This window comes from Pseudarthrobacter oxydans (assembly GCF_013314975.1).
Classification (GTDB): Bacteria; Actinomycetota; Actinomycetes; order Actinomycetales; family Micrococcaceae; genus Arthrobacter; species Arthrobacter oxydans.
In genome coordinates this window covers 21,480-35,138 of the sequence record NZ_JABTYH010000025.1, presented here as the reverse complement: position 1 = coordinate 35,138, position 13,659 = coordinate 21,480, and the positions used below count along the sequence as shown (strand labels likewise).

The window sequence follows — 13,659 nt, the reverse complement described above, 5'->3', positions numbered from 1 at the left end:
CGCCTACGGCAGGACCAGGCGCGCCACCACCGCGGCATGGTCCGTCCCCGGGAGCGTGACCACGTCGAAGTCCACCACCTCGATGCCGGGGCTGACCAGGACATGGTCGATGGCCACGAAAGCCGGTGCCGGTGAATTTACGGGCCACGTGGGGGCCAGCCCCTTGCCGGTCACCTGCGCGGCGTCGGACAGCCCCGTGGCCACGAGATCCCTGAACTCGCTGTGGTCCGCGCTGGCGTTGAAGTCGCCCAGCAGGATGGCAAGCCGGCTGTCAGGCAGTGCCTGCCACAGTTCGCCCAGCTGCCGCAGCTCCTGCCGCCACGACGTGATGTGCCCCCTGCGCGGCGAGTCCACGTGGACCGCAGTCAGGTGCACCGGCCCGGAAGCGCTGGGAATGACGGCGACGGCGCGGCTTTGATGGAAGGCCGAGCCGGGAACGCGTTCCACCTGCTCGAGGGGGAATCGCGAGAAGAGGGCGCTTCCAATCTTGTCCCAGTCCACATCCGTGGCGCGCGACGGCAGCAGGGTCGACAGCCCCGCCTTATCCAGTGCCTTCAAGCCGGCGGGGGCAAGCTCCGGCAGGGCCAGGACGTCCACGTTGCGGGTCCTGATTTCTGCCAGCAGGGCACCGGGATCCACGCCGGAGTACCCCACGTTCACCGCCATGACTGTCAGCACCGGCCCCGGTGCCAGGTCCGCGGGCGGGGCAGGGGACTGGACGTTGGCCGGCTGCACGTTTCCGGACGGCGGCGTGGCCAGCGTGCCGGGCGGCACGACGCGGTCCAGCACCCAGCCGAGCTGCACGGCGAGCAGCCCCGCCACGAGGGCAGCGGCCACGGCCCTGCGGGGTCCGGTGTTGCGGAAAAGCACTACGACGGCGGCAGCGAGGGCCGCCGTTGTTGTGATCAGCCCCGCGGGGAAGAGAGCCAGGAGCTGGATCCAGGGGGTGCCGACATCCCACGGAACCATGCGCAGGAACACCAGTGCAGCACCCGGCATGGCCAGGACGGCGGCGGCAGCTGACCACCGGGACCAGGCCCGGCGGGGCCTGCCGCCGCGCACCCCGGGCCCATACTCTCGCATAGGTTCCATTATTGGTGGCCCGGCCCCGGAAATAGTAGACTCAAAAAGGCTACGACCCGGCAATCACCGGTGAGCTTCCGGAAGAACACGCGGACCGCCCTGGCAGGACAAATAAGGGGCACGCGCCAGTAGAACCGGACGGGTAAGCCCGTCACAGCAGTAATGAGTGGCCGTCGCGGCACACGTTCCCCCGGGAAGCTGGCAGCGGCGGTAAGTGAGGTGGTACCGCGGTGAGCGTGGAGTCCGGACGGACACCACAGGATCCGTCCTCGCATCCTGAACGGAACAGAAGGCGCAAGCCGGCAGTTCGCCAAGCTCAACCCAGGATGTCGACATGTCGTATTACCCCAAGGCCTCAGCCTCCACCGGCCCTTCGTCCAGCGGCGGTGCCGCCGTTTCCGCCTCCGTGAAGTTTCCGGAGATCGAAGAGCGCATCCTGAAGTACTGGGACCAGGACGGCACCTTCCAGGCCAGTATCGACCAGCGGAGCGCGGACGCCCCGGGCGGGGAGCCCGGCAGCAACGAGTTCGTCTTCTACGACGGCCCGCCCTTCGCCAACGGCCTGCCCCACTACGGGCACCTCCTTACCGGCTACGCCAAGGACCTGGTGGGCCGCTACCAGACCCAGCGCGGGAAGCGCGTTGAGCGCCGGTTCGGCTGGGACACCCACGGCCTGCCCGCCGAGCTCGAGGCAATGAAGCAGCTCGGGATGACGGATAAGACCCAGATCGAAGCCATGGGCATCGACAAGTTCAACGACGCCTGCCGCGCCTCCGTCATGAAGTACGCCGACGAGTGGAAGAGCTACGTGACCCGCCAGGCGCGGTGGGTGGACTTCGACAACGACTACAAGACCCTCAACGTGGAATACATGGAGTCCGTCCTCTGGGCGTTCAAGCAGCTTCACGAGAAGGGCCTGACCTACAACGGCTACCGCGTCCTGCCGTACTGCTGGAAGGACGAGACGCCGCTGTCCAACCATGAGCTGCGCATGGACGACGACGTCTACAAGAACCGCCAGGACCAGACGGTCACGGTAACCTTCCCCATCACGGCAGGGGAGTCGGACCTGTCCCGGCAGCTCGCCGGCGTCCAGGCCCTCGCCTGGACCACGACGCCCTGGACGCTGCCCACCAACGCGGCGCTCGCCGTCGGCCCTTCCATCACCTACGCCGTGCTCCCGGCCGGCCCCAACGGTGTCAAGGCCGCCGCTGCGGACGCGCCCGTCACGGGCAGCTTCCTGCTGGCCGCGGACCTCGTGGGCAACTACGCCAAGGACCTGGGCTATGACGATTTCGAGGCCGCCCGGGCCGCTGTTGTCTCCACCCACACCGGCACCGAGCTGGAAGGCCTGGCGTACCAGCCGCTGTGGAGCGATTTCGCGGACAACGAAAAGTACGGCATGGAGAACGCCTGGCGCTTCCTGGTTGCCGATTACGTCACCACCACCGACGGTACCGGCATCGTGCACCAGGCTCCGGCCTACGGCGAGGACGACCAGAAAGTCTGTGAGGAAGCCGGCATCCCGGTGGTCCTCTCCGTGGACGAGGGCGCCAAATTCCTCCCGCTCTTCAAGCACGGCGACCTGCACGACATCGCGGGCCTGCAGGTCTTCGAGGCCAACAAGCCCATCACGCAGGTGCTGCGCGCCCAGGGCCGGCTGGTCAAGCAGGCCAGCTACGAGCACAGCTACCCGCACTGCTGGCGCTGCCGCAACCCGCTGATCTACCGCGCCGTCTCCTCCTGGTACGTGGAAGTCACCAAGTTCAAGGACCGGATGTCCGAACTGAACCAGGAGATCAACTGGATCCCCGGCAACGTCAAGGACGGCCAGTTCGGCAAGTGGCTGGAGAACGCCCGTGACTGGTCCATCAGCCGCAACCGGTACTGGGGCAGCCCCATCCCGGTGTGGCAGTCCAGCGACCCCGACTACCCCCGCACCGACGTCTACGGCTCGCTCGCCGAGATCGAGGCGGACTTCGGCCGGCTGCCGCTGAACAAGGACGGCCAGGTGGACCTGCACCGCCCGTTCATCGATGAACTGACCCGGCCCAACCCGGACGACCCCCGCACCCCCGAAGAGGGCCAGTCCGTCATGCGCCGCGTGGAGGATGTCCTGGACGTCTGGTTCGACTCCGGCTCCATGCCGTACGGCCAGGTGCACTACCCGTTCCAGAACGAGGCGTGGTTCGACACGCACAACCCGGCTGACTTCATCGTGGAGTACATCGGCCAGACCCGCGGCTGGTTCTACATGCTGCACATCCTCTCCACGGCTCTGTTTGACCGGCCGGCCTTCCGCAACGTCATCAGCCACGGCATCGTGCTGGGCTCGGACGGGCAGAAGATGTCCAAGAGCCTGCGCAACTACCCGGACGTCTCCGAGGTACTGGACCGCGACGGCTCGGATGCCATGCGCTGGTTCCTGATGTCCAGCCCCATCCTGCGCGGCGGCAACCTTGTGGTCACCGAGCAGGGAATCCGCGACGGCGTCCGCCAGGTCATCCTGCCGCTGTGGAACGTGTACAGCTTCTTCACGCTGTACACCAACGCCGCGGCCGGCGGCTCAGGCTACGACGCAAAGCTCCGCTACGACGGCTATTCCGACACCCTGGACCAGTACCTGCTGGCCAACACCGGCGAACTGGTCGGCACGATGACCGAACGCCTGGACGACTACGACATCTCAGGTGCCTGCGACGCCCTGCGCAGCTACCTGGACATGCTCACCAACTGGTACGTCCGCAGGAGCCGCCAGCGGTTCTTCGACGAGGACCAGGATGCCTTTGATGCGCTCTACACCGCACTGGAGACGGTGTCCCGCACAGCGGCATCCCTGCTGCCGCTGGTGTCCGAAGAGATCTGGCGCGGGCTCACCGGCGGACGGTCCGTCCACCTGGCAGACTGGCCGGACGCTGCGCTGTTCCCCGCCAACCCGGACCTGGTCCAGGCCATGGACAAGGTCCAGCAGATCTGCTCCACGGGATCTTCCCTCCGCAAGGCTGCGAACCTTCGCGTCCGCCTGCCGCTGCAGGAACTGACGGTTGTGGCACCCGGCGCCGATGCGCTGCAAGGTTTTGCCGCCGTCGTCGCAGATGAGCTGAACCTCCGCTCCGTCAGGCTGCTGGATGCTGCCACGGCCTCGCCGGAAGAGTTCGGGATCCAGCAGAAACTCGTGGTCAACGCCCGCGCCGCGGGCCCGCGCCTGGGAAAGAACGTCCAGCAGGCCATCAAGGGCTCCAAGTCCGGCGACTGGTCGGTATCCGAGGCAGGCGTGGTCACCGCGGGCGGCCTGGAGCTGGAGCCCCAGGAGTACACGCTGGAAACCGTCGTGGCAGAGTCCGACGGCGGTGCTGCCGCCGCCACGAAGGCAGTGGCGGTCCTGCCCGGCGGCGGGTTCGTGGTCCTCAACACCGAGGTCACTCCTGAACTCGAGGCGGAAGGCCTGGCCCGCGACATGGTCCGTGCCATCCAGCAGGCGCGCAAGGACGCCGGACTCAATGTCAGCGACCGGATCCGGACCACCGTCACCGCGCAGCAGAACGTCGTCGACGCCCTGCTGGCCAACGCCGGCCTGGTGAAGGGCGAGACCCTGTCCGTGGAACTCACGGCGGAACCCGGGGACGCCGCAGAGCCGGCCGTCGCCGTCGAAAAAGTAGAGGCCTGATCCATGACTGACGAATTTTCCGTAGAGAGCGTCTACGCCGAGCTGCTGGGCCGGGCGCCGGAAAACAAGATGGAGCCGCGGCTGGCCCCGCTGTTCCGGGCGATGGATGTGCTGGGCGAGCCGAACAAGGCGTTCCCGATCATCCACGTCACCGGGACCAACGGCAAGACCTCCACGGCCCGGATGATCGAATCCGTCCTGCGGGCCCACGGCCTGAGCACCGGACGGTACACCAGCCCGCACCTGTCCAAGGTGACGGAGCGGATCAGCATCGACGGGCACCCGGTCCCCGACGAGACCTTCGTGCGCATCTGGGACGAGATCCGCCCCTACCTGCAGATCGTCGACTCCGAGCTCGAGGCTGCAGGCGAACCTCGGCTCACCTACTTCGAATGCCTCACCATCCTGGGCTTCGCCATCTTCGCGGACCAGCCGGTCAACGTGGCGGTGATCGAGGTTGGCCTCGGCGGAATCACGGATGCCACGAACGTGGGTGACGGGCAGGTTTCCGTGATCACCCCCATCTCGCTGGACCACACGGACCTGCTGGGTGAGACCACGGAGGACATCGCGTACGAAAAGGCCGGCATCATCAAGCCCGGCGGCTACCTCATCAGTGCCGCCCAGCCGCTGGACGCTGCGCAGGTCCTGCTGGACAAGGCCAAGGACGTGGGGGTGCCGTTCCGCTTCGAAGGCGTGGAATTCGGCGTCGAATCCCGCACCGTGGCAGTGGGCGGGCAGGTGGTGAGCATCCAGGGCATCGCCGGCCGCTACCCTGAACTGCTGGTCCCGCTGCACGGCGCCCACCAGGCACAGAACGCCGCGGTGGCCGTGGCGGCCCTGGAAGCTTTCTTCGGGGGAGAAAAGGAACTCGACTTCGAGGTGCTCCAGGAAGGCTTCTCGAACGTCACGTCTCCGGGCCGCCTTGAAGTGGTGCGGACAGCTCCCACGATCGTGGTGGACGCTGCCCACAACCCGGACGGCATCAAGGCCTCCGCAGCCGCCCTGCAGGAAGCCTTCACCTTCACCAGGCTTGTCCCGGTGGTCGGAGTACTCAAGGAGAAGGACGCCGAGGAGATCCTCCGCCAGCTCAAGGAATCCCTGGGCGGGATGGCGGAGGAGTACTGCTTCACGCAGTCGAACTCCCCACGGGCCGTGCCGGCCGCTGAGCTGGCCGAACTGGCAATTGAGCTTGGCTTCGGCGAGGACAACGTGCACATCGCCGAGAAGCTCGATGACGCCCTGGAATGGGCGGTGGAACGCGCCGAAGCCAATGACGACCTCTCCGGGGGAGTGCTGGTCACAGGCTCCATCACGCTCGTGGCCGAAGCACGGATCCTGCTCGGCAAGACGGAGGCCTGAGTCCATGGCCAAGTTGACCAAAGCGCAGCGCGAGTGGCGGCCGGGCATGCCCAGGAAGCGCCGCTCCACCAAGGTGATGTTCGCATCCACGGTCCTGCTGCTGGAAGCCTTCGTAATGTTCTTTGCCACCCTGGCGGTGTTCGGCCTGCGGCGGGGGGAGTTCCCGCCGGCGGTCATCCTGGGGGTGGGGATTGGGCTCTGCGTGGTGATGATCGTTGCGTGCGCCTTCCTCACCAAGCCCTGGGGCATCGGCCTGGGCTGGATCCTGCAGCTGGTCCTGATCCTCACCGGGATCTTCGAGCCGGCCATGTTCCTGGTGGGCACCCTGTTCGCCGCGGCGTGGTGGTACGGGATCCGCACCGGAATCCGGCTGGACCGGGAAGCCGGGGAACGGGCCCGCGAACAGGCTGCCTGGGAAGCCGCCCATCCGGAGGAGGCCGGGCCCGGCCAGCAGCCGCAGTCCCCGTAGACTTGACCCCGAAACCCCTTACCAACGCATTGGAGCAGTTGTGACTACTGAGCGCACCCTCGTCCTGATCAAGCCCGACGGCGTCGCCCGCAACCTTACCGGCGCCATCCTGGCCCGGATCGAAGCCAAGGGCTACACCCTGGCTGAGCTGAAGAAGGTTGACGCCTCACGCGAACTCCTGGAGCAGCACTACGAGGAGCACGTGGGCAAGCCCTTCTACGAGCCCCTGGTGGACTTCATGCTCTCCGGACCCGTGGTGGCGGCCATCTTCGAGGGCCACCGCGTCATCGAGGGCTTCCGTTCGCTGGCCGGCACCACCGACCCCACCACGGCCGCCCCCGGCACCATCCGCGGCGACTTCGGCCGCGACTGGGGCCTGAAGGTCCAGCAGAACCTGGTCCACGGCTCCGACTCCGCCGAATCCGCCGGACGCGAGATCAAGATCTGGTTCCAGGGCTGACAGCCCAGGGACAGCAAAAAGCCCCTGGTTCCTCGGAACCAGGGGCTTTTTCCGTCAGCAGGCCTAGAAGCCGGAGGTGCCGGCGAACACCTGAATGAAGGCGAAGAAGATGGTGGCGATGACGGCCACATACAGCAGGGCGGTGATGATCCAGCCGGAGTCACCCAGGATGCGGGCGGCGTTGGCGGGGGCGGGAATGACCCCGGCGCTGATGTTCCGGATGGTCACCCAGACAAACAGCGGGATCATGGCTGCCCAGACAACCATGCAGAACGGGCACAGTATGTGGATGACGTAGAGGGCCTGGGACCACAGCCACACCACGAACGCGAAACCGAGCGTGACCCCCGCCTGGAGGCCCACCCAGTACCACCGCGCAAACTGGGCGCCGGCCAGCAGTGACATGCCCACGGTGATGGCGATGGCGAACGCCACGATGCCGATAAACATATTGGGGAAGCCAAACAGCGAGCTCTGCCACGTCTGCATCACCTGGCCGCAGGAGATCCACGGGTTCACGTCGCACACCGTGGTGTGGTTGGGGTCCTTGAGGACCTCCAGTTTCTCCAGCACCAGCGTTCCGGAAGCCAGCCATCCGACCACCCCGGTAATGACCATCAGCCAGCCAAGCGGCCGGTCACGGGTCATCCGCGGGCGGGCTGCGGCTGCACTGCTGTCCGGATCCACAGTCCGTTCCGGCGTGTGGGTGCCGCTCAAGGGGGAGATGCTGGGCATTGGCAAGGCGTCCTTTTCATCGGGTGGTCCTTGCCCGATTGTAACGCCGGACGCTGGAAAGACCTTCCAGGAAAGCGAACAAGTGCTGCTGCTTCCGCCGTGGAATAGCCGGGGTATGAGAGAATGAACGTGGCTGGAACCCGATCCACATTCGGACTCCGGTCCGGCAGCTTGTTCGCAAGACCGCCAGTGATGAGCAGCGCAGGCTTTGGATTCTTTGATCCGAACTCCGCAACTCCATGGGGCGGCACCTGGTTGTGGCATGTGGAACAACGGGTTCTTGAACATCCTGCCGGCCCCCACGGGCTGCCGCACCCCACTGCCGGTGCGAACCTGGGGGTATCCACTTGACTTCTGTCAACGCCTGCGGGTTTTGACAATATGTGCCCCAATGGGTGCCGGATGTGGCGGTACGTCAGGGGCAGGAGTGTTGCCACATATGGATAATGAACAAGTTTTAGCCGTTAACGATGAAGCAGCGTCCGTGGATGCCGACTCCGTGCCGAAGAAGGCCACGAGGACCCGGCGGAAGGCCGCTCCGAAAACCGGCGAGGCCGTGGCCACTGAGGCTGCCGCCGAAGGTGTCACCGCCGAGGCCGGGGCCGCGGAAGCTGAGGCCGCCGAGGCCAAGGCGCCCGCCCGCCGGAGCCGTTCGCGGAAGAAAGTCGAGACCGCCGAGCCGCTTCCCGTCTTTGCTGCGGAGGCCGGCACCGAAACCGGGAACACCAACAACGCCAACGACGACGGCGCGCAGCAGGCGCCTGCCGCCGGGCCTGCAGAGGTTGCCGCGGAAGAATCGAAGCCCGTCCGGCGCCGCCGGGTTGCCACGCGCAAGACGTCTGCCCCGGCCGTCGTCGAGGCGGAGGAGCCGCCGGCAGGGACGGCCGCACCTGGGCCGGTTGACACCGAGCCGGCAGACACCGGGTCGGCTGAGCCCGCACCCGCGGCGTCTGGCACCGCTGTTCCGGCCTCCGCCGATGCGCCCGCCGGCTCTGAACCGGTAACTGAGGCTGCAGCCCAGGCGCCTGCCGCCAAAGCCGCCGGCGCTTCCGCGCAGCCAACGTCCGCCGTCGAGCCTTCCGTTGAAGGCGACGCCAATTCTTCTGCCGAGCCCGAGGCCGGCGCCGCAGGGTCGTCAGCCCCCGCCAGCCCGTTCGGGTCCCTGTTCATGGAACCGGGTTCCCCGACGTCGGTGCTGTTCCAGGCCCCGGACCTCAGCACTGTCGTCCGGCCCGCCCCGGTGCCCGTCGAGGATGCCGAGGCTGACGACGCCGAGGACGATTCGGACGACGCCGGCAACCGCCGGAGGCGCCGCGGCCGCGGCCGCCGCGGCCGCAGCAGGGCGGGCGAGCGTGACGGTGAAGAAGGCGACAGCGCCGCTGCCGCAGACAGCGACGCCGCCGAGGATGCTGATGAGGACTCCGCCGGGCAGGCCGATGAAGGCGTGACCTCCCGTCGCCGCCGCCGCCGCCGCCGTGGCGACCAGGACCTCGAACTGACGGGCGGGGAAGACGACGATCCGCCCAACACGGTCACCCGGGTCCGCGCTCCGCGCGCCGTCAGCGAACCCGCCGTGAACAACCGCGTCACCAGCGTCAAGGGCTCCACCCGCCTGGAAGCCAAGAAGCAGCGCCGCCGCGAATCACGCGATACCGGCCGCCGCCGCACCGTCATTACCGAAGCCGAGTTCCTGGCACGCCGGGAATCCGTGGACCGCCAGATGATCGTCCGCCAGCGCGACGACAGAATCCAGATCGCTGTCCTCGAAGACGGGGTCCTGGCCGAGCACTTCGTGTCCAAGACCCAGCAGGACTCCCTGATCGGCAACGTCTACCTGGGCAAGGTCCAGAACGTCCTGCCGTCCATGGAAGCTGCCTTCGTGGACATCGGCCGCGGCCGCAACGCCGTGCTGTACGCCGGCGAGGTGAACTGGGAGGCCGTCAACCTTGAGGGCAAGCAGCGCCGCATCGAGAACGCGCTGAAGTCCGGCGACACCGTCCTGGTCCAGGTGACCAAGGACCCGGTGGGCCACAAGGGCGCGCGCCTGACCAGCCAGATCTCCCTGCCCGGCCGCTACCTGGTGTACGTTCCCGGCGGCTCCATGACCGGCATTTCCCGGAAGCTTCCCGACGTCGAACGCAACCGCCTGAAGCGGATCCTCAAGGACCGCCTTCCCGAGCACGCCGGCGTGATTGTCCGTACGGCCGCGGAAGGTGCCTCCGAGGAAGAGCTGACGCACGACATCAACCGGCTGCGTGCCCAGTGGGAGGGCATCGAAAGCCAGTCGAAGTCCACCAAGATCCTTGCCCCCGAGCTGCTCTACGGCGAACCGGACCTCACCATCAAGGTGGTCCGCGACGTCTTCAACGAGGACTTCTCCAAGCTGATCGTCTCCGGCGAGGAAGCTTGGGACACCATCGAGGCATACGTCACATACGTCGCCCCGGACCTGGTGGGACGGCTCGAGAAGTGGACCAAGGACCAGGACATCTTCAGTGCCTGGCGCATCGATGAGCAGATCCACAAGGCCCTGGAACGGAAGGTCTTCCTGCCCTCCGGCGGCTCGCTGGTGATCGACCGGACCGAGGCCATGACCGTGGTGGACGTCAACACCGGCAAGTTCACCGGCAGCGGCGGCAACCTCGAAGAAACAGTCACCAAGAACAACCTGGAAGCTGCGGAGGAAGTAGTCCGGCAGCTCCGCCTCCGCGACATCGGCGGCATCATTGTCATCGACTTCATCGACATGGTCCTGGAGTCCAACCGCGACCTGGTCCTGCGGCGCATGGTGGAGTGCCTGGGCCGTGACCGCACCAAGCACCAGGTTGCCGAAGTCACCTCGCTGGGCCTGGTGCAGATGACCCGCAAGCGGATGGGCACGGGGCTCCTTGAAGTGTTCGGCGAGCAGTGCGAGGCCTGCGCCGGCCGCGGCGTGGTCACCCACGATGACCCGGTGGAACACCGCCGGGCGAACATTGTGGCTGCCGAGCATCACGTGCAGCGTGCCGAGCACCGCCCGGAAGCACGCGCCGAGGGCAACCGCATCGAGGCGCAGCGCACGGACAGCAGCCAGCCCGGTGCCCGTCCGGACCGGAAGCGCCGCCGCGGCCGCGGCGGCCAGCAGCCGGACGCCGCGCCGGCAGCTGCCGTCCACGTCCACACGGTCCACCCTGATCCGACGGACGCCGAGCGGCATGCGAAAGCGGAAGCCACCAGGCTGGCCCTTGCCAACATCGCGGCTGCCGCCCACGCGGCCCACCTGCATGACGACGAGTTGGCCGCCGCCAGGCAGGCAACGCAGGCCCAGCCCGCAGTTCCGGCTGAAACGGAGAAGCACGACGGCGATGCGTCCAGGCCCGCTGCCGTGCTGACCTTTGGCGGGGAGAAAGTCGTCCTGCCCTTCGTGGAGCACGCCGAGGAGCAGCAGCCAAAGCCTGCCCTCACCCTGGACCGCCTTGCCGCGGCCTTCGCCCACCTGGGCGAGCCCGCACCGGCAGCCGGCACGCCGGCTGGAACGCCGGACGTGCAGCCGGTCCAGCGCGGGGCGGAAGAGGCTCCCCAGCAGGCTCCTGCCCCGGAGCGGACACGTGAGCCGGAGCAGGCACCGGAACAGCGGGAGCCCGCAGCCGTCCAGCCGGAGCAGCGGCCGGTGGCCGCCGCAGCGGAGCAGGACTACTCGGACCACACCCTGGAGCAGTCACGCCCGCGCAGGGCACGCCGGAACCGGAGTGCCAGCCGCGCGCAGGGAGCAGCCAACGAGACCTCGGTCCAGCATCGCGAGAATGTTCCAGCCCCCGCGGCCGGGCATTCCCACGCCGCCAAGGCACCGGAAACGGACAAGGCGGGTGCTTCGCAGCCGGCCAGCGGCAAGCCCTCGGACGCGCCGATCATCCTCGGCGTCGGGGTGCCTGCCTCAGAGCTCTAGGAACTGGAGCTGCCACGCATGGAGTTACCGGAATCCGGGACCCAGGGCGGGTATTGACCGAATGCCCGGCCAGCCACAGTCAGTGGCCGGCCGGGCATCCGTCCTTTAAGGCGGCGCTCCGCAGCGCTTTTGACCACCCTCATTGAACACCGGCATTCCACCCCGCTCCGGCCGCACTGTGTCACCTTCACGCTGTGGACCTCAAAAAAGCTAGGCTGGGGAACTGACACGGGGTGCCGCGCAGAGAGCCGGCTGAGATCCAGACCCGTTGAACCTGTCCGGCTAGCACCGGCGAAGGGATGTCTCTTGTCTTCCACCCTTGCAATGCCCACTGCCACCATCCAGGGCACATCCGCGTGTGCTTCCGGGCCTGCAGCTGCTTCTGCGCCTGCAGCCCCCGGCCGCGAGTACCGCGGCGTGCCACGGGTCCTCTCCATTGCCGGATCCGATCCTTCCGGCGGGGCCGGCATCCAGGCGGACCTGAAAAGCATCGCCGCCCACGGCGGCTACGGAATGGCCGCCATTACCGCCCTCACCGCACAGAACACCCGCGGCGTGCGCGGCGTCCACGTTCCCCCCGCCAACTTCCTTACCCAGCAGCTCGACGCCCTGAGCGACGACATCAGCATCGACGCCGTAAAGATCGGCATGCTGGGCGATGCCGGGGTGATCGAAGCCGTCCATGCATGGCTCGAAAAGGTGCGTCCCGCCGTCGTGGTCCTGGACCCTGTCATGGTGGCCACCAGCGGCGACCGGCTCCTCCAGGAATCCGCCGAAGCCGCGCTTAGCGGCCTGCTTCCGCTGGCGCACCTCATCACGCCCAACCTGGCTGAACTCGCCATGCTCGTTGGCGGCAACGTGCAGCAGACCTGGGAAGGCGCCCTGGAACAGGGCCGGAACCTCTCCGCCGCCACGGGAGCCACGGTACTGGTCAAAGGCGGGCACCTCGCAGGGGCCGAATGCCCCGACGCCCTCGTAAGCACCGCCGGGATGTTGTCCCGCGAGGTGGTCGTGGTTCCCGGTCAGCGGGTGGCAACAGTGAACAGCCACGGCACCGGATGCTCCCTGTCCGCGGCCATGGCCACGGTCCAGGCCCGGGTGGGGGACTGGGAGGCAGCCCTGCGCGAGGTCAAGCCCTGGCTTGCCGGCGCGCTGGAGGCCTCGGAGGCCCTGGAGGTGGGGGCGGGCAACGGGCCCGTGCACCACTTCCACCACCTGCCGGCCGTGCGCGGCGAGGGGAGCTTCGCGGCGCAGCTCTGGGCGGACGCCGCAAAGGACCTCGAGGACATCTACGCGCTGGACTTCATCCAGGGCCTGGCTTCCGGGAGCCTGCCGGAGAAGGAGTTTGCCTACTACCTCGCCCAGGACGCCATCTACCTCAACGGCTACTCACGGGTGCTGGCGCGGACCAGTGCACTCGCCCCCACCGAAGGGGAGCAGCTCTTCTGGGCACGTTCCGCCGCGCAGTGCCTGGAGGTGGAGTCCGAGCTGCACCGCTCCTGGCTCAGTACACGGACCGTTGAGCCGCAGCTGGGACCCGTCACCAAGTCCTACGTGGACCACCTGACGGCGGCATCGGCGTCGGGCAGTTACGCGGTGCTGGCCGCAGCGGTCCTGCCCTGCTTCTGGCTGTACGCCGAGGTGGGCGCAACACTCCACGCCCGGTTCGTGGCTGCCGGGGAACCGGCCGGCCACCCCTACGCCGAGTGGCTGCGCACGTACGCGGACGAGGACTTCGCTGCCGCCACCCGCACGGCGGTTGCGATTGTGGACGGGGCCGGCCGCAGCGCGTCCGCAGGGGACCGGGACGCCATGGTGGCGGCGTTCAGGCAGTCCTGCCGCCTCGAGGTGGACTTTTTCGACGCGCCGCGACTTCATTCCTGACACCCTGTTGCGCGTCCCGCCGGTACTATGGTGGGGCACAGGTAAGGGCGCGGACCTGGGCTGTGGTGCGTATC

At 67.7% G+C, this 13,659-nt stretch carries 8 protein-coding genes and 1 riboswitch; of the genes, 6 read left to right on the top strand and 2 right to left on the bottom strand.

Annotated features, from left to right (window positions below; genetic code table 11):
- Positions 1–3 precede the first annotated feature (3 nt).
- A complete protein-coding gene (locus HTS88_RS15470) occupies positions 4–1,083 on the bottom strand; it encodes an endonuclease/exonuclease/phosphatase family protein (protein WP_174179869.1) in 1,080 nt (359 codons plus the stop codon).
- A gap of 334 nt (positions 1,084–1,417) precedes the next feature.
- On the opposite strand from HTS88_RS15470, the gene ileS reads away from it, so the two are divergent.
- From ileS to ndk, 4 genes are read left to right on the top strand one after another with little or no spacing between them, the layout of a single operon-like run.
- The gene (gene ileS / locus HTS88_RS15465) at positions 1,418–4,750 is read left to right on the top strand and encodes an isoleucine--tRNA ligase (RefSeq protein WP_174179867.1); all 3,333 of its coding nucleotides are present in this window, start codon (positions 1,418–1,420) and stop codon (positions 4,748–4,750) included.
- A 3-nt stretch (positions 4,751–4,753) separates the two neighbouring features.
- Positions 4,754–6,112 carry a bifunctional folylpolyglutamate synthase/dihydrofolate synthase gene (locus HTS88_RS15460; RefSeq protein WP_174179865.1) on the top strand — a complete coding sequence of 453 codons (1,359 nt, stop codon included), beginning with the start codon at positions 4,754–4,756 and terminating at the stop codon, positions 6,110–6,112.
- Between the two features lie 4 nt (positions 6,113–6,116).
- Positions 6,117–6,581, top strand: a complete 465-nt coding sequence (locus HTS88_RS15455; RefSeq protein ID WP_174179862.1) for a DUF4233 domain-containing protein — start codon at positions 6,117–6,119, stop codon at positions 6,579–6,581.
- 40 nt (positions 6,582–6,621) lie between these two features.
- Positions 6,622–7,041 carry a nucleoside-diphosphate kinase gene (gene ndk, locus HTS88_RS15450; RefSeq protein WP_066276631.1) on the top strand — a complete coding sequence of 140 codons (420 nt, stop codon included), beginning with the start codon at positions 6,622–6,624 and terminating at the stop codon, positions 7,039–7,041.
- A 63-nt stretch (positions 7,042–7,104) separates the two neighbouring features.
- Here the strand turns inward: ndk and HTS88_RS15445 are convergent, their stop codons facing one another.
- Positions 7,105–7,776 (bottom strand): vitamin K epoxide reductase family protein, encoded by a 672-nt coding sequence (locus tag HTS88_RS15445; RefSeq protein ID WP_174179860.1) that lies wholly within the window; start codon positions 7,774–7,776, stop codon positions 7,105–7,107.
- A 439-nt stretch (positions 7,777–8,215) separates the two neighbouring features.
- On the opposite strand from HTS88_RS15445, the gene HTS88_RS15440 reads away from it, so the two are divergent.
- Complete coding sequence (locus HTS88_RS15440) at positions 8,216–11,701, top strand: Rne/Rng family ribonuclease (protein WP_174179858.1); 3,486 nt, start codon at positions 8,216–8,218, stop codon at positions 11,699–11,701.
- Positions 11,702–11,920: 219 nt separating this feature from the next.
- Positions 11,921–12,018: riboswitch (TPP riboswitch) on the top strand.
- Positions 12,019–12,025: 7 nt separating this feature from the next.
- Positions 12,026–13,585, top strand: coding sequence for a bifunctional hydroxymethylpyrimidine kinase/phosphomethylpyrimidine kinase (gene thiD / locus HTS88_RS15435; protein ID WP_217432649.1), 1,560 nt, complete (start codon positions 12,026–12,028; stop codon positions 13,583–13,585).
- The last annotated feature ends 74 nt before the right edge of the window (positions 13,586–13,659 follow it).